This window comes from Duganella flavida (genome assembly GCF_009857445.1).
In the GTDB taxonomy this organism is placed as follows: domain Bacteria; phylum Pseudomonadota; class Gammaproteobacteria; order Burkholderiales; family Burkholderiaceae_D; genus Rugamonas; species Rugamonas flavida.
Genome location: NZ_WWCN01000001.1, coordinates 375,411 through 395,023, shown reverse-complemented (window position 1 = coordinate 395,023; position 19,613 = coordinate 375,411). Strand labels below are relative to the sequence as shown.

General features: G+C 61.7%; 16 protein-coding genes and 1 pseudogene. 16 read left to right on the top strand and 1 reads right to left on the bottom strand.

Annotated features, from left to right (window positions below; translation table 11 throughout):
- Positions 1-9 precede the first annotated feature (9 nt).
- The 11 genes and pseudogenes from GTP46_RS01710 to GTP46_RS01660 form a co-directional block, all read left to right on the top strand.
- A complete protein-coding gene (locus tag GTP46_RS01710; RefSeq protein WP_161004889.1) occupies positions 10-2,163 on the top strand; it encodes a chemotaxis protein CheA in 2,154 nt (717 codons plus the stop codon).
- A 10-nt stretch (positions 2,164-2,173) separates the two neighbouring features.
- Positions 2,174-2,731 (top strand): chemotaxis protein CheW, encoded by a 558-nt coding sequence (locus GTP46_RS01705; RefSeq protein WP_161004888.1) that lies wholly within the window; start codon positions 2,174-2,176, stop codon positions 2,729-2,731.
- A 13-nt stretch (positions 2,732-2,744) separates the two neighbouring features.
- Positions 2,745-3,554: a CheR family methyltransferase gene (locus GTP46_RS01700; RefSeq protein WP_161004887.1), complete on the top strand. Its 810-nt coding sequence runs from the start codon at positions 2,745-2,747 to the stop codon at positions 3,552-3,554.
- A complete protein-coding gene (locus GTP46_RS01695; protein ID WP_202414091.1) occupies positions 3,551-4,066 on the top strand; it encodes a chemotaxis protein CheD in 516 nt (171 codons plus the stop codon). Before GTP46_RS01700 ends, GTP46_RS01695 begins: the two co-directional genes overlap by 4 nt.
- Positions 4,063-5,136 (top strand): protein-glutamate methylesterase/protein-glutamine glutaminase, encoded by a 1,074-nt coding sequence (locus tag GTP46_RS01690; RefSeq protein ID WP_161004886.1) that lies wholly within the window; start codon positions 4,063-4,065, stop codon positions 5,134-5,136. Before GTP46_RS01695 ends, GTP46_RS01690 begins: the two co-directional genes overlap by 4 nt.
- Before the next feature lie 2 nt (positions 5,137-5,138).
- Positions 5,139-6,407 carry an EAL domain-containing response regulator gene (locus tag GTP46_RS01685; protein WP_161004885.1) on the top strand — a complete coding sequence of 423 codons (1,269 nt, stop codon included), beginning with the start codon at positions 5,139-5,141 and terminating at the stop codon, positions 6,405-6,407.
- 27 nt (positions 6,408-6,434) lie between these two features.
- Positions 6,435-8,117, top strand: coding sequence for a HAMP domain-containing methyl-accepting chemotaxis protein (locus tag GTP46_RS01680; RefSeq protein WP_161004884.1), 1,683 nt, complete (start codon positions 6,435-6,437; stop codon positions 8,115-8,117).
- Between the two features lie 12 nt (positions 8,118-8,129).
- On the top strand, positions 8,130-8,627 hold the full coding sequence (locus tag GTP46_RS01675) for a chemotaxis protein CheW (RefSeq protein ID WP_161004883.1): 498 nt from the start codon (positions 8,130-8,132) through the stop codon (positions 8,625-8,627).
- An 8-nt stretch (positions 8,628-8,635) separates the two neighbouring features.
- Positions 8,636-10,324, top strand: a complete 1,689-nt coding sequence (locus GTP46_RS01670) for a methyl-accepting chemotaxis protein (protein ID WP_161004882.1) — start codon at positions 8,636-8,638, stop codon at positions 10,322-10,324.
- Between the two features lie 92 nt (positions 10,325-10,416).
- On the top strand, positions 10,417-11,019 hold the full coding sequence (locus GTP46_RS01665) for a hypothetical protein (RefSeq protein ID WP_161004881.1): 603 nt from the start codon (positions 10,417-10,419) through the stop codon (positions 11,017-11,019).
- A 43-nt stretch (positions 11,020-11,062) separates the two neighbouring features.
- Positions 11,063-11,875, top strand: a pseudogene (locus tag GTP46_RS01660) (methyl-accepting chemotaxis protein); the annotation flags it as partial.
- 3 nt (positions 11,876-11,878) lie between these two features.
- On the opposite strand, the gene GTP46_RS01655 reads toward GTP46_RS01660, so the two are convergent.
- Positions 11,879-12,697: a class I SAM-dependent methyltransferase gene (locus GTP46_RS01655; RefSeq protein WP_161004880.1), complete on the bottom strand. Its 819-nt coding sequence runs from the start codon at positions 12,695-12,697 to the stop codon at positions 11,879-11,881.
- A 310-nt stretch (positions 12,698-13,007) separates the two neighbouring features.
- Here GTP46_RS01655 and GTP46_RS01650 point away from each other — a divergent pair, with 310 nt between their 5' ends.
- From GTP46_RS01650 to GTP46_RS01630, 5 genes are read left to right on the top strand one after another with little or no spacing between them, the layout of a single operon-like run.
- Complete coding sequence (locus tag GTP46_RS01650; RefSeq protein WP_161004879.1) at positions 13,008-14,645, top strand: TldD/PmbA family protein; 1,638 nt, start codon at positions 13,008-13,010, stop codon at positions 14,643-14,645.
- 18 nt (positions 14,646-14,663) lie between these two features.
- Positions 14,664-16,001: a TldD/PmbA family protein gene (locus tag GTP46_RS01645; protein WP_161004878.1), complete on the top strand. Its 1,338-nt coding sequence runs from the start codon at positions 14,664-14,666 to the stop codon at positions 15,999-16,001.
- A gap of 2 nt (positions 16,002-16,003) precedes the next feature.
- Positions 16,004-17,641: a TldD/PmbA family protein gene (locus tag GTP46_RS01640; protein ID WP_161004877.1), complete on the top strand. Its 1,638-nt coding sequence runs from the start codon at positions 16,004-16,006 to the stop codon at positions 17,639-17,641.
- A 3-nt stretch (positions 17,642-17,644) separates the two neighbouring features.
- Positions 17,645-18,982, top strand: a complete 1,338-nt coding sequence (locus GTP46_RS01635) for a TldD/PmbA family protein (RefSeq protein ID WP_161004876.1) — start codon at positions 17,645-17,647, stop codon at positions 18,980-18,982.
- Positions 18,983-18,986: 4 nt separating this feature from the next.
- Entirely contained in the window at positions 18,987-19,610 is a 624-nt protein-coding gene (locus tag GTP46_RS01630) for a DUF4159 domain-containing protein (RefSeq protein WP_161004875.1), read from the top strand.
- Positions 19,611-19,613: the final 3 nt, after the last annotated feature.

The following is a 19,613-nucleotide window of genomic DNA, read 5'->3' as shown; positions in this document are numbered from 1 at the left end:
GAGTGCCCCATGAATCTGGACGAAGCGCTACAGACATTCATCGCCGAGAGCCGCGAGCTGCTGGAAGAAATGGAAAACGCGCTGCTCAACGTCGACCTTGCGGGCGACCAGGACGAGGCGATTAACGCCATCTTCCGCGCCGCCCACACCATCAAGGGTTCGGCGGGCTTGTTCAGCCTTGACCACATGGTCGGCTTCACCCACGTGGTGGAAAGCTTGCTGGACAAGGTGCGCGACGGCAGCGTGACGCTGAACGACGAAATGGTGGTGCTGCTGCTGTCCTGCTGCGACTACCTGACCGGCATGGTGAACGGCCTGGCCGCTGGCCAGCACGAACAAGATCCCGATACCGCGCCGGAAGGCGAGATGCTGCAGCAGCAGCTGCGCCGCCACATGGATGGCGAGGCTGCGCCGGCGGCGGTGCCAGTGCTGCACGTGGAACCGAGCGTGGAGCGCATCGACAACGAGCGTGGCGACAGCGACTACTGGCATATCTCGCTGCGCTTCGGCCGTATCGTGCTGCAGAACGGGATGGACCCTATCGCCTTCCTGCGCTACCTGTCCAAGCTGGGGCGCGTGGTCGGCATTGCCACCATTCCGGACGCGCTGCCGCCCGCCGATGAAATGGATGCAGAGCTGTGCTACCTCGGTTTTGAAATCGCCTTCGACAGCACGGCCGACCGCGACGCCATCGCCGGCGTGTTCGAGTTCGTGCAGGAAGACTGCGAGATCCGCATCATCCCGCCGCACAGCAAGGTGTCCGAGTATGTGAATTTGATCCGCGCCTTGCCGGAGCAGGCCGCGCGCCTTGGGGAAATTTTAGTTCGCTGCGGTAGCGTGACCCAGCAGGAGCTGGACGGCGCGTTGCAGCAGCAATCGCACAAAGAGGAAGATGCGCCCGCACAGCAGCTGGGCAGCATCCTGGTTGGCGGCGGCAATGTGCCGCCGGTAGTGGTGGAAGCCGCGCTGGCCAAGCAAAAGCAGGTCAGCGACCAGAAGGCGCAGGAGAGCCGTTCCATCCGCGTCGATTCCGACAAGCTGGATCGACTGATTGACCTGGTGGGGGAACTGATTATCGCCGGCGCCCGCGCCAGCCTGATCGGCCAGAAGATCCACAATGCCGAACTGCTGGAGTGCACCTCCACCTTGACCGGGTTGGTAGAAGATGTGCGCGACGCCGCGCTGGAGCTGCGCATGGTGAAAATCGGCGCCACCTTCAACCGCTTCCAGCGCGTGGTGCACGACGTGGCGCGTGAACTGGGCAAGGACATCGGCCTGATCGTCGACGGCGAAGATTCGGAGCTGGACAAAACTGTGGTGGAGAAAATCGGCGATCCGCTGATGCACCTGGTGCGCAACGCGATGGACCACGGCATTGAACCGGCCGAGGTGCGGCTGGCGGCCGGCAAGTCGGCCAAGGGCATGATCAAGCTGAATGCCTTCCATGAATCGGGCAGCATCGTGATTGAAGTGAGCGACGATGGTGGCGGTTTGCGCAAGGAGAAAATTCTCGCCAAGGCGGTCGAGCGCGGGCTGGTGGACGCCGACCGCAAGCTGACCGACAGCGAAATCTACAACCTGATTTTCGAAGCCGGTTTCTCGACGGCGGAGAAGATCACCAACCTGTCTGGGCGCGGCGTCGGCATGGACGTGGTGAAGCGGAATATCCAGGCGCTGCGCGGCAGCGTGGACGTCAGCAGCAAGGAAGGGCAGGGCACCACCGTCACCGTGCGCCTGCCGCTGACGCTGGCCATCATCGACGGCTTCCTGGTGCAGATTGGATCGTCGGTGTTCGTGATCCCGCTCGACATGATCGAAGAGTGTATCGAGTACGCCACCGAACCGGGACAGGACTACACCAACCTGCGTGGACAAGTGCTGCCGCTGGTGCGCCTGCGCGAGTTGTTCCGCGTCGGCGGTGCGGCCACGCGGCGCGAGAGCATCGTGGTGCTGAAGTTCGGCAACCACCGCGCCGGGCTGGTGGTCGACACCCTGCTGGGCGAATTCCAGACCGTGATCAAGCCACTGAGCCCGATGTTCAGCGAAGTTAAATGCATCAGCGGTTCCACCATCCTGGGCAGCGGCGAAGTGGCGCTGATCCTCGATGTGGCGGCATTGATGAACACTGTGAGCGGCAAGGGCGCCGTGGCGCTGGCCGCATAGAGAGGAAAACATGAGTGCCGCAATCGACGCCAATGTAGTCACCTACGGGAGCAGCGCCATCGTCGCACTGCAAAGCGGTGCTGCGCTGCCTAGCCAGTTCCTGACCTTCATGCTGGGCGAGGAGCAGTACGCGGTCGGCATCTTGCACATCAAGGAAATCATCGAATACGGCAGCCTGGCCACGGTCCCGATGATGCCGGACTGCGTGCGCGGCGTGATCAACCTGCGCGGCGCGGTGGTGCCGGTGATGGATTTGTCGGCCCGCTTTGGCCGCGCGCCAAGCACCATCGGCAAACGTAGCTGCATCGTCATCGTCGAAACCGAGGGCGAAGAGGGCGATTGCAAGCAGGTGCTGGGCATGCTGGTGGACGCGGTCAACGCGGTGGTGGAAATCGCCGCTGCCGATATCGAACCGCCGCCGTCATTCGGCACCCGCATCCGGCCTGATTTCATCGCCGGCATGGGTAAATACAACGGCCGCTTCGTGATCCTGCTCGACATCGAGCACGTGCTGTCGAGCGAGGAAATCGTTGAAATGGCGCGCGGCACCGCCGCCGTCGCGGCCTGAGAGGCGGGATGCTATGCCAGTGGCGATGATCACCGATCGCGAGTTCGTGCAGTTCCAGCGTTTCATCTACGATGCGGCAGGCATCACTATGGCCAATGGCAAGCAGGCGCTGGTCAGCGGCCGTTTGGCCAAACGGCTGGCGCATTACCAGCTCGATAGCTACGGCGACTACCTGCGACTGCTGGAAAGCCGTGCGCAGCCGGCCGAACTGCAAATGGCAGTCGACCTGCTGACCACCAACGAGACATACTTCTTCCGCGAGCCTAAGCACTTCGCGCTGCTGCGCGAACTGGCGCAGGAGGCGCGCGACAAGAACCGCACCTTGCGCGTGTGGAGCGCCGCCAGTTCCAGCGGCGAGGAAGCGTACAGTATCTCGATGGTGCTGGCCGACGTGATCGGCGAGGACGCCGCGTGGGAAGTGCTGGGCACCGACATCAGCACCCGCGTGCTGCAAAGCGCACGCCGCGGCCACTATCCGATGGAGCGCGCCTCGCAGATGCCGCCGGCTTACCTGAAGCGTTTCTGCCTGAAAGGGCAGGGCAGCGAAGCGGGCACCATGCTGATCGAGCGCGGGCTGCGCCAGCGGGTGCAGTTCCAGCATTTGAACCTGAATGCACCGCTGCCCAAGGTCGGCACGTTTGACGTGATCTTCCTGCGCAACGTGATGATCTACTTTAACCTGGAGACCAAGCGCCAGGTGGTGGCGCGCCTGCTGGCGCAGCTGCGTCCGGGCGGCTATTTCCTGATCGGGCATTCGGAGACGCTGAACGATATCAACGACAGCATGACAGCAGTCGCACCTTCGATTTACCGCAAGCCATGAGTGACAAGTTGATCGACATTTTCCTGATGCCGGGCGAGTACTTCGTCGGCGATGCGCAGTATCGCGTGCGCACGCTGCTCGGCTCTTGTGTGTCGATCACCCTGTGGCATCCGGCGCTGCGTATCGGCGCCATGTCGCATTTTTTACTGCCGGGCCATGGCCGCCGTAAAGCCGACCGTCCATCCGACAAGCCGGGCATGTACGGCGCCGACGCCATGCAGCTGCTGGTGGAGGGCATGGCGCAGAACGGCGTGCCGCTGGCGCAGTGCCAAGGCAAGATCTTCGGCGGCGGCGCCATGTTTCCGCGTACCGACAAGGTGCGCGACATCGGCACCCAGAACGGCGATTACGCGCGCAGCATGTTGCAGCAGCACGGCATACACGTGGTGTCCGAGAGCCTGTTTGGCGAAGGACACCGTCATTTGATCTTTACCATCCGCAGTGGCGAGGTGTTGAGCCGTCAGGTTCCACCGGAGCCGGGATGGGGTAGCGCAGGAGCTAAGACCGCATGAGTGAAATCAAGGTCATGATCGTCGACGATTCCGCCGTGGTGCGGCAGGTGCTGAGCGGCCTGCTGAACGCGGCGCCCGGGATTACCGTTACCCATGCGGTGGCCAACCCGCTGCTGGCGATGGAGCGCATGAAGGTGCAGTGGCCGGACGTGATTGTGCTGGACGTGGAAATGCCGAAGATGGATGGCATCACTTTCCTGCGCAAGCTGATGAACGAGCACCCGACGCCGGTGGTGATCTGCTCCACGCTGACCGAGAAGGGCGCGCAGACGTCAGTGGAAGCGCTGACTGCCGGCGCGGTGGCCATCATCACCAAGCCGCGCCTGGACCTGAAGCAGTTCCTGCACGATAGCGCCGATGAACTGGTGTCGGCGGTGCGCGCCGCTTCCGGCGCCCATGTCGGCAAGCTGGCCAACCGTCCGGCGCCGCCGCCGGTGACGGCCAAGCTGAATGCGGACGCCGTCCTGCCGCCGGAGAACGTGCGGCCGATGACCGCCACCACCGAACGGGTGGTCGCCATCGGCACCTCCACCGGTGGCACGCAGGCGCTGGAAGAAGTGCTGACGGCGCTGCCGCGCGTTTCGCCTGGCATCGTGGTGGTGCAGCACATGCCGGAAAAATTCACGGCCGCTTTTGCCGCGCGGCTGGACAGCGTGTGCGAAGTGCGGGTCAAGGAAGCGGCCAATAACGACCGCGTGCTGCAAGGGCAGGTGCTGATTGCGCCCGGCGGAAAACACATGCTGTTGCGCCGCACCGGCGCCCAGTACTTCGTCGAGGTGGTGGACGGCCCGCTGGTGAATCGCCATCGGCCATCGGTCGATGTGCTGTTCCGCTCCGCCGCGCGCGCTGCCGGCGCCAACGCGCTGGGCGTGATCATGACCGGCATGGGCGACGATGGTGCTGCCGGCTTGCTGGAAATGCTCAAGGCAGGGGCGCGCACTGTGGCGCAGGATGAAGCCAGCTGCGTGGTGTACGGCATGCCCAAGGAAGCGGTGAAGAAGGGCGCGGTCGAGCGCTCGGTGCCGCTGAATGCGATCTATCGCGAAATCCTCCAACAACTGCAGTATTGAACATGATGACTACCTCGCCAGATACCGTAGCCGCTGCTGCTCCCGCGTGGAGCGGCCGCCGCGTGCTGGTGGTGGAAGACAGCGTGGTGCAGCGCGGCTATCTGGTCGGCTTGCTGCGCCAACTGAATTTCGGCGAGATCCTGGAGGCGGGCGACGGCAACGAAGCCTTGCGCGTTCTGGAGCAGTTGGCGGCGCCGCCGTTCCTGGTGCTGACCGATCTTGAAATGCCGGGCATGGACGGCATCGAACTGACTTGCCAATTGCGAGAGCGGCGGCTGGCGGAAAACCTGATCGTGATCAGCGCGCGCGATCCGCGCTTGCTGGAGATCATCGAGAGCATGGCCTGCGAAGATGCCTCCATCGGCCTGCTGGGCACTTTGCTCAAGCCGGTGCAGCTGGATTCGCTGACGCAGCTGCTGTGCAAGGCCACCGACCGCGCCGGCGATTGCGCGCCTGTGGCCTACTCTGCGCCGCCGCAAGCGACGCTGGAAGAACTGGCGCAGGCGTTGACGCGGCGCGAATTCGTGCCTTACTTCCAGCCCAAGATCGCCATGCAAAACGGCCACCTGAAAGGCGTGGAAGCGCTGGCGCGCTGGAAGCATCCGCAGCGCGGAATACTGTCGCCGGCCCACTTCATCGATACGCTGGAAGGCCATCCGCTGATGGCCGACTTCACGCTGGAGCTGGTGCAGCAGGTGCTGGAACGTATCCTCGATTGGCAGAAGCACGGCCTGCCGCCGCTGACGGTGTCGATCAACCTGTCGGCCGATAATCTGGCCGAACGTGGCTTCATCGACCGCCTGATGGCGCAGGTGTCCGCATCCGGCGTGACGCCATCGGCACTGGTGTGGGAAGTGACCGAGACCAGCGTAATGCGCCAGCTGTCGCAGGCCTTGACCAATATGGGCCGCCTGCGCCTGGCCGGCTACGGACTGGCGATGGACGATTTCGGCATCGGCTATTCGTCCATGCAGCAGTTTGCGCGCTGCCCGTTCACGGAGTTGAAAATCGACCGCGCCTTCGTCAACGGTGCGGCGCAATGGCCGAACCGCCACATGGTGTTGAAAAGTGCGCTGGACCTGGGCCAGAGCCTGGGCGTGGCAACGGTGGCCGAAGGCGTTGAGACAGTCGAAGACTGGAAGCTGTTGCGCGACCTCGGTTGCGACATGGCGCAAGGGTACTTACTGGCCAAACCTATGCCGGCCGAAGAGCTGGTGGGCTGGATCAGGCAAGACAGGCGCAGATTGCGTGCGCTGGCAGGTGAAGAATAAACATAACCAAAGCTGGAGGGGATTTTAATGCTGTCGACATTACAGGTACGGACCAAGATTTTGATTTTGCTGGGCGTGGCGGTTGCCGCGCTGCTCACGGTGGTACTGATCGCCTTCTCGGGTATGAAGACGCAGGGCCAGATGCTGAGCGAGATCGGCACCAACCGCATGCCCTCGGTGCAGACGCTGTTGACGATTAACGAGGCGCAGACGGCGATCCGCTCGGCCAGCCGCGCCATCGATGCGATGTCGGTGTCGCCGGACGATGTCGCCGCCATCGCCCATGAACTCAAGCGCAAGCAGGAAGGCTGGGCGCGCGCCGAGAAGGCGTGGAAGATCTACGATCCGCTGCCGCAGGAGCCGGAAGAGGAAAAGGTCTGGAATATCTTCGTCAAGCAGTGGGAGGCATGGAAGCAGCGCGATGCGATGATCAGCGACATCGCCAACCAGATCATGCGCGCCGAGCCGGCCAAGCGCAAGGAACTGTTCCAGACCTTGCACGCCACGCTGAAGGAAAACAGCGGTCCATTCCGCGATGCCGAAGAAAGCCTGAATAAGCTGGTGGAGCTGAACATCGGCTACGCCAACGACGGCGTCAAACACGCGGACGAAGCATCAGCCAAGGCGCTCAACACCATGTATCTGGCTTCCGGCGTGTCGCTGGCCTTGCTGGTGGCGATCGGCCTGGTGATCCTGGCCGGCATCATGAAGCAGCTGGGCGGCGATCCAGGCTACGCAGCCGACATCGTGCGCCAGGTGGCGGATGGCGATTTGCGCGTCGACGTGGAGCTGAAAGCCGGCGACACTACCAGCCTGCTGGCGGCGATGAAGAGCATGATCGAAAAACTGTCCTACGTGGTGCAGGAAGTGAACAACGGCGCCGAAGCGCTGGCATCGGCCTCGGAAGAAGTCAGCGCCACCGCGCAGTCGCTATCGCAGGCGGCCAGCGAGCAAGCCGCCGGCACGGAAGAAACCAGCGCCTCGGTCGAGCAGATGACGGCGTCGATCGCGCAGAACACCGAGAACGCCAAAGTCACCGACGGCATTGCCAGCAAGGCGGCGGTGGAAGCGGCGGAAGGCGGCGAGGCGGTCAAGTCGACCGTAGCGGCGATGCAGCAGATCGCCAAGAAGATCAGCATCATCGACGACATCGCGTATCAAACCAACCTGCTCGCATTGAATGCAGCGATTGAGGCGGCGCGCGCGGGCGAGCATGGCAAAGGCTTTGCCGTGGTGGCGGCCGAGGTACGCAAACTGGCGGAACGCAGCCAGGTGGCGGCACAGGAAATTGAACAAGTGGCGTCCAGCAGCGTCGAACTGGCGGAGAAGGCCGGCAACCTGCTGAATGAAATGGTGCCGAACATCCGCCGCACCTCCAACCTGGTGCAGGAAATTACGGCGGCCTCGGAAGAGCAGTCGGCCGGCGTGGGCCAGATCAACGCGGCCGTGACGCAACTGAGCCAGACTACCCAGCAGAACGCCTCCAGCTCGGAAGAACTGGCGGCGACGGCGGAAGAGATGAGTGGCCAGGCGGAGCAGCTGCAGCAGACCATGGCCTTCTTCAAGCTGGCCGGTGCAGGCCATGTGGTGCGCCCGCCGATCGCGATGAAAAAGCCGCCGCGCGGCGGGCGTGCACCAAGCTTGCAGTCGTCGGTACGGCGCATGAATGAAATGAGTGAGCCGGACGAATCGCACTTCGTTAAATTCTAGCGAAAGCGTGCCATGAACACCTTGACCGTAGCTGAACCGCCGCAACTGGCCTCGTCCCAGTACCTGAGCTTCATGCTGGGACAGGACATGTTCGCGATGGGTATCTTGGCGGTGCGCGAAATCCTGGAGTATGCCGGGGTGACGCCGGTGCCGCAGATGCCGCCGTCGATCTGCGGCGTGATCAACCTGCGCGGCACGGCGGTGCCGGTGCTGGACCTGGCGCGGCGGCTGGAACGCGAGCCGTCGGCGATCAGCAAGCGCACCTGCATCATCGTGGTCGAAGCGGAGGGCGAGGAGGGGCCGCTGGTCATCGGCATCCTGGTGGACGCGGTGAACGCGGTGCTGGATATTCCCGGCGCCGACATCGAGCCGGCGCCGCGCTTTGGCGCGGTCAAGGCGGACCTGTTACACGGCATCGGCAAGGTGAGCGGACGCTTCATCTTGCTGCTCAATGTGCAGCATCTGGTATCGACCTTGCACTTGCAGGAGTTCGTCGCGCATATCCCCTAGGAGACATCATGTTCGCAAATATTACCGTCCGCACCAAGATCCTGACGCTGATCGGCGTCGCCGTGCTGGCGCTGTTAATGACCATCCTGATTGCCTTCCAGGGCCTGAAAAAAGAAAGCGAGATGCTGGCCGAAATCGGCAAGAACCGCCTGCCGTCGGTGCAGGCGCTGATGAGCATCAACGAAGCCAAAACCGGCATCCGCTCCGCCAACCGCGCGGCCGACGCCACCGCCATGTATCCGGAAAACGTCGCCGACATCACGCAGCAGATCAAGCGCCGCGCCGAGTTGTCCGGACAGGCCGAGCAAGCATGGAAAATCTACGAGTCGCTGCCGCAGTCTAATGAGGAAGCGGCGGTGTGGAAAGTCTTCGTCAAGGCCTGGGATGCGTGGAAGGCAAAGGACGCCGAGTTTGGCAACCTGCTATCGCAGATCCAGAGTGCGGAGCTGGGCAAGCGCAAGGAGCTGTTCGTCGCGCTGCGTAATAACCTGAGCGACAACCGCACCAACTTCCATGACGTCGAGTCCAACCTGGACAAGCTGGTGGAAATGAACGTCCAGTATGGCGACGACGCGGTCAAGGAAGCCGATGCCGCGTCGACTGCCGCTACTTCGCGCATGTACACCGCATCGGCGATAGCGCTGGTGGTGCTGGTGGCGCTTGGCCTGCTAGTCCTGCACGACATCATGAAGCAGTTGGGCGGCGACCCGGCCTACGCGGCTGGCATTGTGCGCAAGGTAGCGGAGGGCGATTTACGCGTCGACGTCGCGCTCAAGGCCGGCGATACCAGCAGCCTGCTGGCGGCGATGAAGGGCATGATCGACAAGCTGTCGCAGGTGGTGGATGAGGTGAACAATGGCGCCGAATCTTTAGCCTCGGCATCGGAGGAAGTCAGCGCCACCGCGCAGTCCTTGTCGCAGGCCGCCAGCGAGCAGGCGGCCGGCACCGAGCAGACCAGCGCTTCGGTGGAGCAGATGACGGCGTCGATTGCGCAGAATACTGAAAACGCCAAGGTCACCGACGGTATCGCCAGCAAGGCGGCGGTGGAGGCTGCGGAAGGCGGTGAGGCAGTCAAGTCCACCGTGGCGGCGATGCAGCAAATCGCCAAGAAGATCAGCATCATCGACGACATCGCATATCAAACCAATTTGCTGGCGCTGAACGCGGCGATTGAGGCGGCGCGCGCGGGCGAGCATGGCAAGGGCTTCGCTGTGGTGGCAGCCGAGGTGCGCAAGCTGGCGGAACGCAGCCAGGTGGCGGCGCAGGAGATTGAACAAGTGGCGTCCAGCAGCGTGGAGCTGGCGGAAAAGGCCGGGCGCTTGCTGGACGAGATGGTGCCGAATATTCGCCGCACGTCGAACCTGGTGCAGGAGATTACCGCATCGTCGGAAGAGCAGTCGGCTGGCGTGGGACAGATCAACGCCGCCGTCACGCAACTGAGCCAGACCACCCAGCAGAACGCCTCCAGCTCGGAAGAACTGGCGGCGACGGCGGAAGAGATGAGCAGTCAGGCGGAGCAGCTGCAGCAAGCCATGTCCTTCTTCAAGCTGGCCGGATCGCTGCACAAGCCGCACACCCATACGCCTGCGCCGATGAAGCGCAAGGCCGCCAAACCACCGCGCCTTGGCGGCATGGTCGCCAGCCGGCGCATGCCGGAGATGAGCGATCCGGATGAAACCAACTTCATAAAATTCTGAGGTCTACCTTCAGACGCAATGGGCTAACCGTTAATATTGGTGAGATTTGCGCCGGAATATAAGTTCACAATGGCATGGAGGAGGATCACGCCATGCTCAATCAAATGAAAATGGAGACCCGGCTGCACGCCGGCTTTGGCGGCATCGTGCTGCTGGTGGTGCTGCTGGGCGTACTCGCGTTCAGCAGGCTGACATCCCTGCACGATCACTGGAACGACTTCGAAAATATCACGCTGGCGCGCAAGAGCGCCGTGCTGGAAAGCGTGACGGCGCATGGCCGCGCCGTGCGTCACTTTAAAAACTATATCCTCCGTGGGCCGGACAGTAACACCCAGTTCCGTTCCGAGCTGGCCATTATTGAAAAAGAGATGGCGGCCTACCGCGCCGCCGGCGACCTCACGGCGGAAGAGCAAATGCTGCTGGGCGAAGTGCAAGCCGGTGTGAAGAGCTATGACCACAGCATGTCGCAGCTGGAGGCCATGCACGAAAAAGGCATGACGGCGCTGGAGATGGATAAGAACATCAAGGGCGCTGACGAAGCCATCGCTGCCGCCTTCCGCAAACTGCTCAAGGTGAACGATTCGGAAACGCAGAAAGAATCGGCTGCCATGACGGAAGTCACCAACTCGGCCAAGCAGATTATTTTGGCGGTGGACGTGGTGATTGCGCTCTTTGGCAGTGTGGCTGACGCGTAGCCTGTCCAGCATCGTGCGTGATGTGCAGCTGGTGGTGAGCAGCCTGGCTGGCGCGGCGCAGGAGGTGAGTGCGACGGCGCAATCGCTGTCGCAGGCGTCCAGCGAGCAGGCGGCGGGTGTGGAAGAAACCAGTGCCTCCATCGAACAGATGACGGCATCGATTGCGCAGAACACCGAGAACGCCAAAGTCACCGACGGTATCGCCACGCAAGCCGCGCTGGAGGCAGCGCGCGGCGGCGACGTGGTGAAGGCGACAGCATCGGCGATGAAGCAAATCGCCGGCAAGATCGGCATCATCGACGACATCGCCTATCAAACCAATTTGCTGGCCTTGAATGCGGCAATTGAGGCGGCGCGCGCGGGCGAGCATGGCAAGGGCTTTGCGGTGGTGGCGGCCGAGGTGCGCAAGCTGGCGGAACGCAGCCAGGTGGCGGCGCAGGAGATTAGCGCAGTGGCGGCAGATAGCGTGAAGCTGTCAGAGCAAGCGGGCGAGATGTTCGATGCGCTGGCGCCGAATATCCGCAAGACTTCGGACCTGGTGCAGGAGATTGCGGCGGCGTCCGAAGAGCAGAGTTCCGGCGTGCGGCAGATTAACGGCGCGGTGATCCAGCTGAGCGAGACCACGCAAGTGAATGCTGCCAGCTCGGAAGAACTGGCGGCGACGGCGGAAGAAATGAATGCGCAAGCGGACCAGTTGCGGCGCCTGATGGCCGTGTTCAAACAGTACACGACGGAAGAGGGCGCGCCGCTTGCCGTGCGGCGGCCGACGGTGCTGAAACCCGTCAACCGCCCGGCGCGTAATCTTGGCCTGGTGTCGGAACGTTCACCCGACGAGACCAAGTTCACACGTTTCTAGCGCTTAGCCTTTTGGCTTGACGAATTTGAGCGTCATGCGATCGCTCTCGCCGATGGCCTGGTATTGCGCGCGTTCTGCATCGCCGTTGGTGTAAGTCGGCGGCAGCGCCCACACGCCGCCCTTGTGGTCAGCCGTGTCCTTCGGATTCGCATTGACTTCCGACTTGGCGGCCAGTTTGAAGCCCGCCGCTTCCGCCAGCTTGATCACATACTGCTCGTGCATATAGCCGGTGCTGGCCTCCGCATCCTGCGTCTTCGAGGCCGGCAGGCGATGCTCCTCAATCCCCAGCACGCCGCCCGGTTTCAGCACCGTGTACAAGCTGCCGAACAGCTCCTGCATCTTCTGCGGTCCAAGCGGAATCCAGTTGTGGATATTGCGGAAAGTGACCACCATGTCCACGCTATTCGGCTGCGCCATCTCGTACTTGCGGCCCGGCGAGAACACGCCAACGGCCACCTTGTTGTAAGCCTCCGGCTTGGCGTTCAGGCGCGCCAGGAAACGCTCCGCGCCCTTGCGCTCATTTTCATTCGGCGATGCCAGGTCATTGCCGCCGGTGATCAGCTTACCGTTGGCGCGCAGGTAGGGCGCCAGGATCTCGGTGTACCAGCCGCCGCCCGGCGCCAGTTCAATCACCGTCATATCCGGTTTGATGCCAAAGAATTCCAAAGTCTCATACGGGTGGCGATAAACGTCGCGCTTCACATTGTCCGCGGTGCGGGACGGGGCAGCGATAGCCGCCTTGAGCGCATCGTCTGCCAGTACGGCGCCGGTCGCGCCGAACAGCATCGTGGTGGCCAGTGCGGCCAGTACGTATCGTTTCATGCGGTGTCTCCTGAAGTGTTGGATGGGAGCGACGCAGCCGCGCGCCCAGCGCGATGATCTGCCATGCTTGCAGTCCGGTCAAGCAAAATGCAGGCGTCCGCACTACCCCGGTGCGCGGACACTACGCGGACACTCAGCGGACACCGGATCGGACACTGTGGACACCCAAAACAGGTACTTGCACAACATTATCCGATGGCATACATTTTGCAATCTGCTCCGAACGGCAACAGATATTCCGATGTAACGTAAAGTAACAATATAAAAGAAGCTCATGGGCGGCTGGCCCACAAACAACGTTGGAGAGAACATGGAACGACGTGCATTCCTCAATATCAGTAGTCTGGCCTTGGGCACGATGCTGCTGCCCTCGTTCGGCCGCGCAATCGCTGCGGAAGAATTGCTCAAGCCAGTGGACATTAAATTCAAGAAGGCTCTCGCGGATACGGCGATGAGCGCCGCCACCCAGGCCGGCGCGTCTTACTGCGACGTGCGCATAGGCCGCTACCTGAACCAGTTCCTCACCACGCGCGACCTGAACGTCGAGAATGTGGTCAACACCGAATCGGCCGGCGTTGGCGTGCGCGTCATCGCTGGCGGTGCGTACGGCTTTGCCGCCACCAACGACATGACGCCGGACGGCGTGGCCGGCGCGGCGCGCCAGGCGGTTGCTATCGCCAAGGCCAACGCCAAACTGCAAACCGAACCGCTGATCCTGGCGCCGGTAAAAGGCGTGGGCGAAGTGTCGTGGGCCACGCCTATCGTCAAGGACTGGCGCACCGTCGCCATCAAGGAGAAGGCCGACCTGCTGATCGCCGCCAACAAGGCCGGCATGGGTGGCGGCGCAAGCTTCATGCAGTCCTTGCTGTTCCAGGTGAACCAGCAAAAGTACTTCGCCTCCACCGACGGCTCCTACATCGACCAGGACATCCATCGCCTGTGGATGCCGTTCTTCGCGACTGCCGTCGACAAGAAGGAAAACAAATTCCGCACGCGCCAGGGTTTGTCGGCGCCGGTCGGCATGGGCTACGAATATCTGGACGCGCGTCCTGAACACAAGCTGCAGGCAGCAGGCGGCGTCACCACGCTGTACACCAAATCGTATGACCTGATTGAAGACGCGCGCCTGGCTGGCAAGCAGGCCAAGGCCAAGCTGACCGCCAAGTCGGTCGAACCGGGCAAGTACGATCTGGTACTGACGCCTGAGCACCTGTGGCTGACCATCCACGAATCCGTCGGCCACCCGACCGAACTGGATCGCGTGCTGGGTTACGAGGCGAACTACGCCGGCACCAGCTTCGCCACGCTGGACAAGTGGCAGTCGAAGAACTTCAAGTATGGTTCGGAGCTGGTCAACATCGTCGCTGACAAAACCACTCCAGGTTCGCTGGGCGCGGTCGGCTACGACGACGAAGGCGTGAAGTGCAAGAACTGGGACATCATCAAGGACGGCATCCTGGTCAACTACCAGGCCACCCGCGACCAGGCCCACATCATCGGTGAAAAAGAATCGCACGGCTGCTCGTATGCGGACAACTGGGCCAACGTGCAGTTCCAGCGCATGCCTAACGTGTCCCTCAAGGCAGGCAAGAAGAAGCTGACGCCGGACGAAATGATCAAGGACGTCAAGAAGGGCATTTACATCGTTGGCGATGGTTCGTTCTCGATCGACCAGCAGCGCTACAACTTCCAGTTCGGCGGCCAGCTGTTCTACGAAATCAAGAACGGCAAGATCGGCCAGCAGCTGGAAGACGTGGCTTACCAGTCGAATACCCAGGAATTCTGGAACGCCTGCGTGGCGGTCTGCGACGAGCGCGATTGGCGCATGGGTGGCTCCTTCTTTGACGGTAAAGGCCAGCCGCCGCAAGTGTCCATCGTGTCGCACGGCGCATCGACCACGCGCTTCAACGGCATCAACGTTATCAACACTGCCCGCAAAATCGGCTAAGCACTGGAGAGAGATAAGATGAAATTCCTGAGTCAAGAAGAGACCAAGCGTATCAGCGATAAAGTGCTGTCGCTGACCAAGGCTGACCAGTGCGAAGTGACCATCAACGGCGCGCGCAAGGGCAATATCCGCTACGCGCGCAATGCCGTGTCGACCGCCGGTTTGATTGAAGATACGCAGCTGGTGGTGTCGGTCGCTTTCGGTAAGAAGCAAGGCACGGCCACCGTGAATGAATTCGACGAAAAGTCGCTGGAAAAAGCCGTGCGCCGCGCGGAAGATCTGGCACGTCTGGCGCCGGAAAATCCGGAGTTCATGCCAACGCCGACCAAGCAAGAGTACAAGGCCACCGAGACCTTCTTCCAGAAGACCGCCGATATCGATCCTGAATTCCGCGCGCAAGTTGCGGCCTACAGCATCGAGAACTCGCGCAAGAACAAGCTGGTGGCGGCGGGCTTCTTCACTGACGGCACCTCGTTCACCTCCATCGCCAACTCCAACGGTGTGTTCGGCTACCAGCAGGACACGGGCCTGGACTTCACACTGACCGTGCGTACTGAAGACGGCCGTGGTTCCGGGTGGGTCAAGCGCAGCGTGGGCGACGCCAGCAAGTTCGATGCGCGTGCCGCATCTGACATCGCTATTGAGAAGGCTCTGCGTTCGGTGGATGCCAAGGCGCTGGAACCGGGCCGCTACACCGTGATCCTGGAACCGGCTGCGACCTCCGACATTCTGGCCTATATGTTCAACGCCTTCGATGCCCGTTCGGCCGATGAGGGCCGCAGCTTCCTAGCTAAAAAAGGCGGTGGCAATCGCATGGGCGAAAAGCTGTTCGATGAGCAGGTCAACGTCTGGGCCGACCCTTGGGATAAAGATGTCGCCGTGCTGCCGTTCGACACGCGCAGCATGCTGGCGCGCGAGCGTCAGGACATCATCAAGAACGGCAAGATCGCTTCGCTGGACTACTCGCAGTACTGGGCCAAGAAGATGGGCAAGCGCGCTGTTGGCACGCCGGGCAATATCATCATGGCCGGCACCAACAAGTCGACCGAAGAGCTGATCGCCAACACCAAGAAGGGCATCCTGGTCACCCGCACCTGGTACATCCGCATGGTGGATCCGCAGTCGGTGCTGCTGACCGGCTTGACCCGCGATGGTACGTTCTATATCGAGAACGGCAAGATCAAGCACCCGATCAAGAACTTCCGCTTCAACGAAAGCCCGGTCTCGATGTTGAACAACATCGACGAAATCGGCAAGCCGGAAATCCTGTCGGGCGATGAGTCGCAGTTCCAGTTGCTGATCCCGGCCATGAAGGTCCGTGACTTCAACTTTACTTCGCTGTCGGACGCGGTGTAATCATGGAACGCCGTTCATTCCTGAAAATTGGCGCTGCCGCGGGCGGCGTCTTGCTGGTGCCGGTCTTCGGTAACGCCATCGCGGCTGACGAGCTGCTTAACCCGATGGCCGTGCAGTTTAAAAAATCGCTGGCCGACGCCGCCATGAATGCGGCGACCAAGGCCGGTGCCACGTATTGCGACGTGCGCATCGGCCGCTATTTGAATCAGTTCATCACCACGCGTGATTTGAACGTGGAGAACATCGTCAATACCGAGTCCTCTGGTGTCGGCGTGCGCGTGATCGCCAACGGCGCCTATGGCTTCTGTGCCACCAACGTGATGACGTTGGACGCGGTGGCCGACGCCGCGCGCCAGGCAGTCGCTATCGCCAAAGCCAATGCGACGCTGCAAACCGAGCCTGTGATACTGGCGCCGGTAAAGGGCGTGGGCGAAGTGTCGTGGGCCACGCCCGTCAAGAAAGACTGGCGCGCCGTGCCGATCGCCGAGAAGGCCGAGCTGCTGCTGGCCGCGAACAAGGCCGGCATGGACGCGGGCGCGAACTTCATGCGCTCCATGCTGTTCCAGGTGAACCAGCAGAAGTACTTCGCGTCCACCGATGGTTCTTACATCGATCAGGACATCCATCGTTTGTGGTCGCCGCTGACCGCTACCGCAGTCGATAAGGCCAGCGGCAAGTTCCGCACGCGCGACGGCTTGTCGTCGCCGGCCAGCATGGGTTATGAATTCTTCGACTGCAAACCGCAGAACCGCGTGCAGGCCGCCGGCGGCGTCACCACGCTGTACAAGGGCGCTTACGATTTGATCGAAGACGCACGTGCGGCGGGCCGTCAGGCGAAAGAGAAACTGACCGCCAAAACGGTCGAACCGGGCAAGTACGATCTGGTGCTGTCGCCGGAACACCTGTTCTTGACGATTCACGAGTCGGTCGGCCACGCCACCGAGCTGGATCGGGTGCTGGGTTACGAGGCTAACTACGCCGGCACCAGCTTCGCTACGCTGGACAAGTGGAAGACCGGGAACTTCAAGTATGGCTCGGACCTCGTCAACATCGTCGCCGACAAAACTACGCCAGCGTCGCTGGGCCTCGTCGGCTACGACGACGAAGGCGTGGCTTCCAAGCGCTGGGACTTGATCCGCAACGGCATCCTGGTCAACTACCAGGCCACGCGCGACCAAGCCGCCATCATCGGCGAAAAAGAATCGCACGGCTGCTCATACGCGGATAGCTGGAGCAGCGTGCAGTTCCAGCGCATGCCTAACGTGTCGCTGGAAGCGGGCAAGAAGAAGCTGACGCCGGACGAGATGGTGAAGGATGTCAAGAAGGGCATTTACATCCTCGGCCGCGGTTCGTATTCTATCGACCAGCAGCGCTACAACTTCCAGTTCGGCGGCCAGCTTTACTTCGAAATCAAGAACGGCAAAATCGTCAACCAGCTGGAAGACGTGGCCTACCAGTCGAACACGCAAGAGTTCTGGCAATCCTGCTCGGCGCTGTGCGATGAGCGAGACTGGCGCATGGGCGGTTCCTTCTTCGACGGTAAAGGCCAGCCTAGCCAGGTTAGCGCCGTGTCGCACGGTTCGCCGACCACGCGCTTCAATGGCATCAACGTGATCAACACTGCCCGCAAGATTGGATAAACCATGAAGATGCTGACGCAGGAAGAAGCAAAGCGTATCTGCGACAAGGTCATGTCGTTGTCGCGCGCTGATGAATGCCGTGTGCAGATCAGCGGTAACCGCAACGGCAATATCCGCTATGCGCGCAACGCGGTATCGACGGCGGGCCTGATCGAGAACACGCAACTGACTGTGAGCGTGGCTTTCGGGAAGAAGCAGGGTACGGCGTCGATCAATGAGTTTGACGAAAAGTCGCTGGAAAAAGTGGTGCGCCGCGCGGAAGACGTGGCGCGTCTCGCGCCGGAGAATCCGGAGTTCCAGCCTGCGATCAAGCAGCAGGACTACAAGGCTTCGGCGACGTTCAGCGATGCCACTGCCGCCATCGATCCTGAGTATCGCGCGGAAGTGGCTGCGGCCAGCATCAACGCGGCGAAGAAGCAAGGCTTGGTCGCTGCGGGCTTCTTCAGCGATACCACCGGCTTTGAAACGGTGGCTAACTCGAACGGTGTGTTCGGCTACCAGACCTTGAGCAATCTCGGGTTCACGGTCACCACGCGTACCGAAGATGGACGCGGTTCCGGCTGGGTTACGCGCTCCGCTAACGACGCCCGCAAGTTCGACGTGCGCGAAGCTTCCGAAATCGCCATCGAGAAGGCGGTGAAATCGGTGGATGCCAAGGCGTTGGAGCCGGGTCGCTACACAGTGATCCTGGAACCGGCGGCGACCTCGGAAATCATCGGCCGCATGTTCGGCGCTTTCGATGCGCGCCAGGCGGACGAAGGCCGCAGCTTCCTCGCCAAGAAAGGCGGCGGCAATCGCCTCGGCGAAAAGCTGTTCGATGAGCAGGTCAACATCTGGGCCGATCCGTGGAATCCGGAAGTGCCGGTGCTGCCGTGGGATAGCCAGGCCATGCTGGCGCGCGAGCGCGCGGATGTGATCAAGGGCGGCAAGATCGCCTCGCTGGATTACACGCGCTACTGGGCCGAGAAACAAGGCCAGCGCGCGGTGGGCCGTCACGGCAATATGATCATGGCGGGCGGCGGCAAGTCGACCGAGGAACTGATTGCGTCGACCAAGAAGGGCATCCTCGTCACGCGCACCTGGTACATCCGCATGGTGGATCCGCAATCGCTGCTGCTGACCGGTTTGACGCGCGATGGCACCTTCTACATCGAGAATGGCAAGATCAAGCATCCGATCAAAAACTTCCGCTTCAATGAAAGCCCGGTGTCGATGTTGAACAACATCGATGAACTGGGTAAGCCGGTAGTGATCGGCGGCGACGAAGTGCGCTACCAGATGCTGATCCCGCCGATGAAGGTGCGCGACTTTAATTTCACGTCCCTGTCGGACGCGGTTTAACGCCGTGGCTTCGTACGATTTCTATTTCACGCGCCTGACTTACGAGTCGGGCGACTGGGATGTGGATGTCCGCATGCCCAGCAACGTGCTTAATTCGCTGGTCGAGTACACGACTTTGCGAGTCGATCCCGTTGAGCGCATCGTCGCGCTGTCCGACCCCAAGATGCTGGAGGCGCCGTTCTGCTATTTCGCTGGCCACAAGCTGGTGCAGTTCACTGCGGCCGAGCGCAAGAATCTTGAGCGCTACATCAAGGGCGGCGGCTTCCTGTTCGTGGACGACTGCAACCACGACATCGACGGGCTGTTTGCGAAATCGTTCGAGGCTGAAATTGGCCGCATCTTCGGGCCGAAGGCGCTGCACAAGATTCCGAACAATCACGCGATCTATTCGAGCTTCTTCAAGTTTGAAGATGGTCCGCCGAATACCGCCGTGGAGCTGAACGGCTGGGGCGACGATTTGGTGCACGACTATCTGAAGGCGGTCGAAGTGGGCGGCCGCGTGCGGCTTTTGTATAGCAACAAGGACTACGGCTGCGAGTGGGATTACGACTTCCGCAACAAGCGTTTTCTCGCGGTCGATAATACCCGCTTTGCGGTCAATATCATTCAATATGCGTTGGGAGCGTAGTTA

Coding starts and splice junctions, on each gene's coding strand:
- GTP46_RS01650 (WP_161004879.1), top strand. CDS start 13,008: ATGGAACGACGTGCATTCCTCAATATCAGTAGTCTGGCCTTGGGCACG.
- GTP46_RS01655 (WP_161004880.1), bottom strand. CDS start 12,697: ATGAAACGATACGTACTGGCCGCACTGGCCACCACGATGCTGTTCGGC.
- GTP46_RS01665 (WP_161004881.1), top strand. CDS start 10,417: ATGCTCAATCAAATGAAAATGGAGACCCGGCTGCACGCCGGCTTTGGC.
- GTP46_RS01710 (WP_161004889.1), top strand. CDS start 10: ATGAATCTGGACGAAGCGCTACAGACATTCATCGCCGAGAGCCGCGAG.
- GTP46_RS01690 (WP_161004886.1), top strand. CDS start 4,063: ATGAGTGAAATCAAGGTCATGATCGTCGACGATTCCGCCGTGGTGCGG.
- GTP46_RS01675 (WP_161004883.1), top strand. CDS start 8,130: ATGAACACCTTGACCGTAGCTGAACCGCCGCAACTGGCCTCGTCCCAG.
- GTP46_RS01700 (WP_161004887.1), top strand. CDS start 2,745: ATGCCAGTGGCGATGATCACCGATCGCGAGTTCGTGCAGTTCCAGCGT.
- GTP46_RS01705 (WP_161004888.1), top strand. CDS start 2,174: ATGAGTGCCGCAATCGACGCCAATGTAGTCACCTACGGGAGCAGCGCC.
- GTP46_RS01695 (WP_202414091.1), top strand. CDS start 3,551: ATGAGTGACAAGTTGATCGACATTTTCCTGATGCCGGGCGAGTACTTC.
- GTP46_RS01645 (WP_161004878.1), top strand. CDS start 14,664: ATGAAATTCCTGAGTCAAGAAGAGACCAAGCGTATCAGCGATAAAGTG.
- GTP46_RS01685 (WP_161004885.1), top strand. CDS start 5,139: ATGATGACTACCTCGCCAGATACCGTAGCCGCTGCTGCTCCCGCGTGG.
- GTP46_RS01670 (WP_161004882.1), top strand. CDS start 8,636: ATGTTCGCAAATATTACCGTCCGCACCAAGATCCTGACGCTGATCGGC.
- GTP46_RS01640 (WP_161004877.1), top strand. CDS start 16,004: ATGGAACGCCGTTCATTCCTGAAAATTGGCGCTGCCGCGGGCGGCGTC.
- GTP46_RS01680 (WP_161004884.1), top strand. CDS start 6,435: ATGCTGTCGACATTACAGGTACGGACCAAGATTTTGATTTTGCTGGGC.
- GTP46_RS01635 (WP_161004876.1), top strand. CDS start 17,645: ATGAAGATGCTGACGCAGGAAGAAGCAAAGCGTATCTGCGACAAGGTC.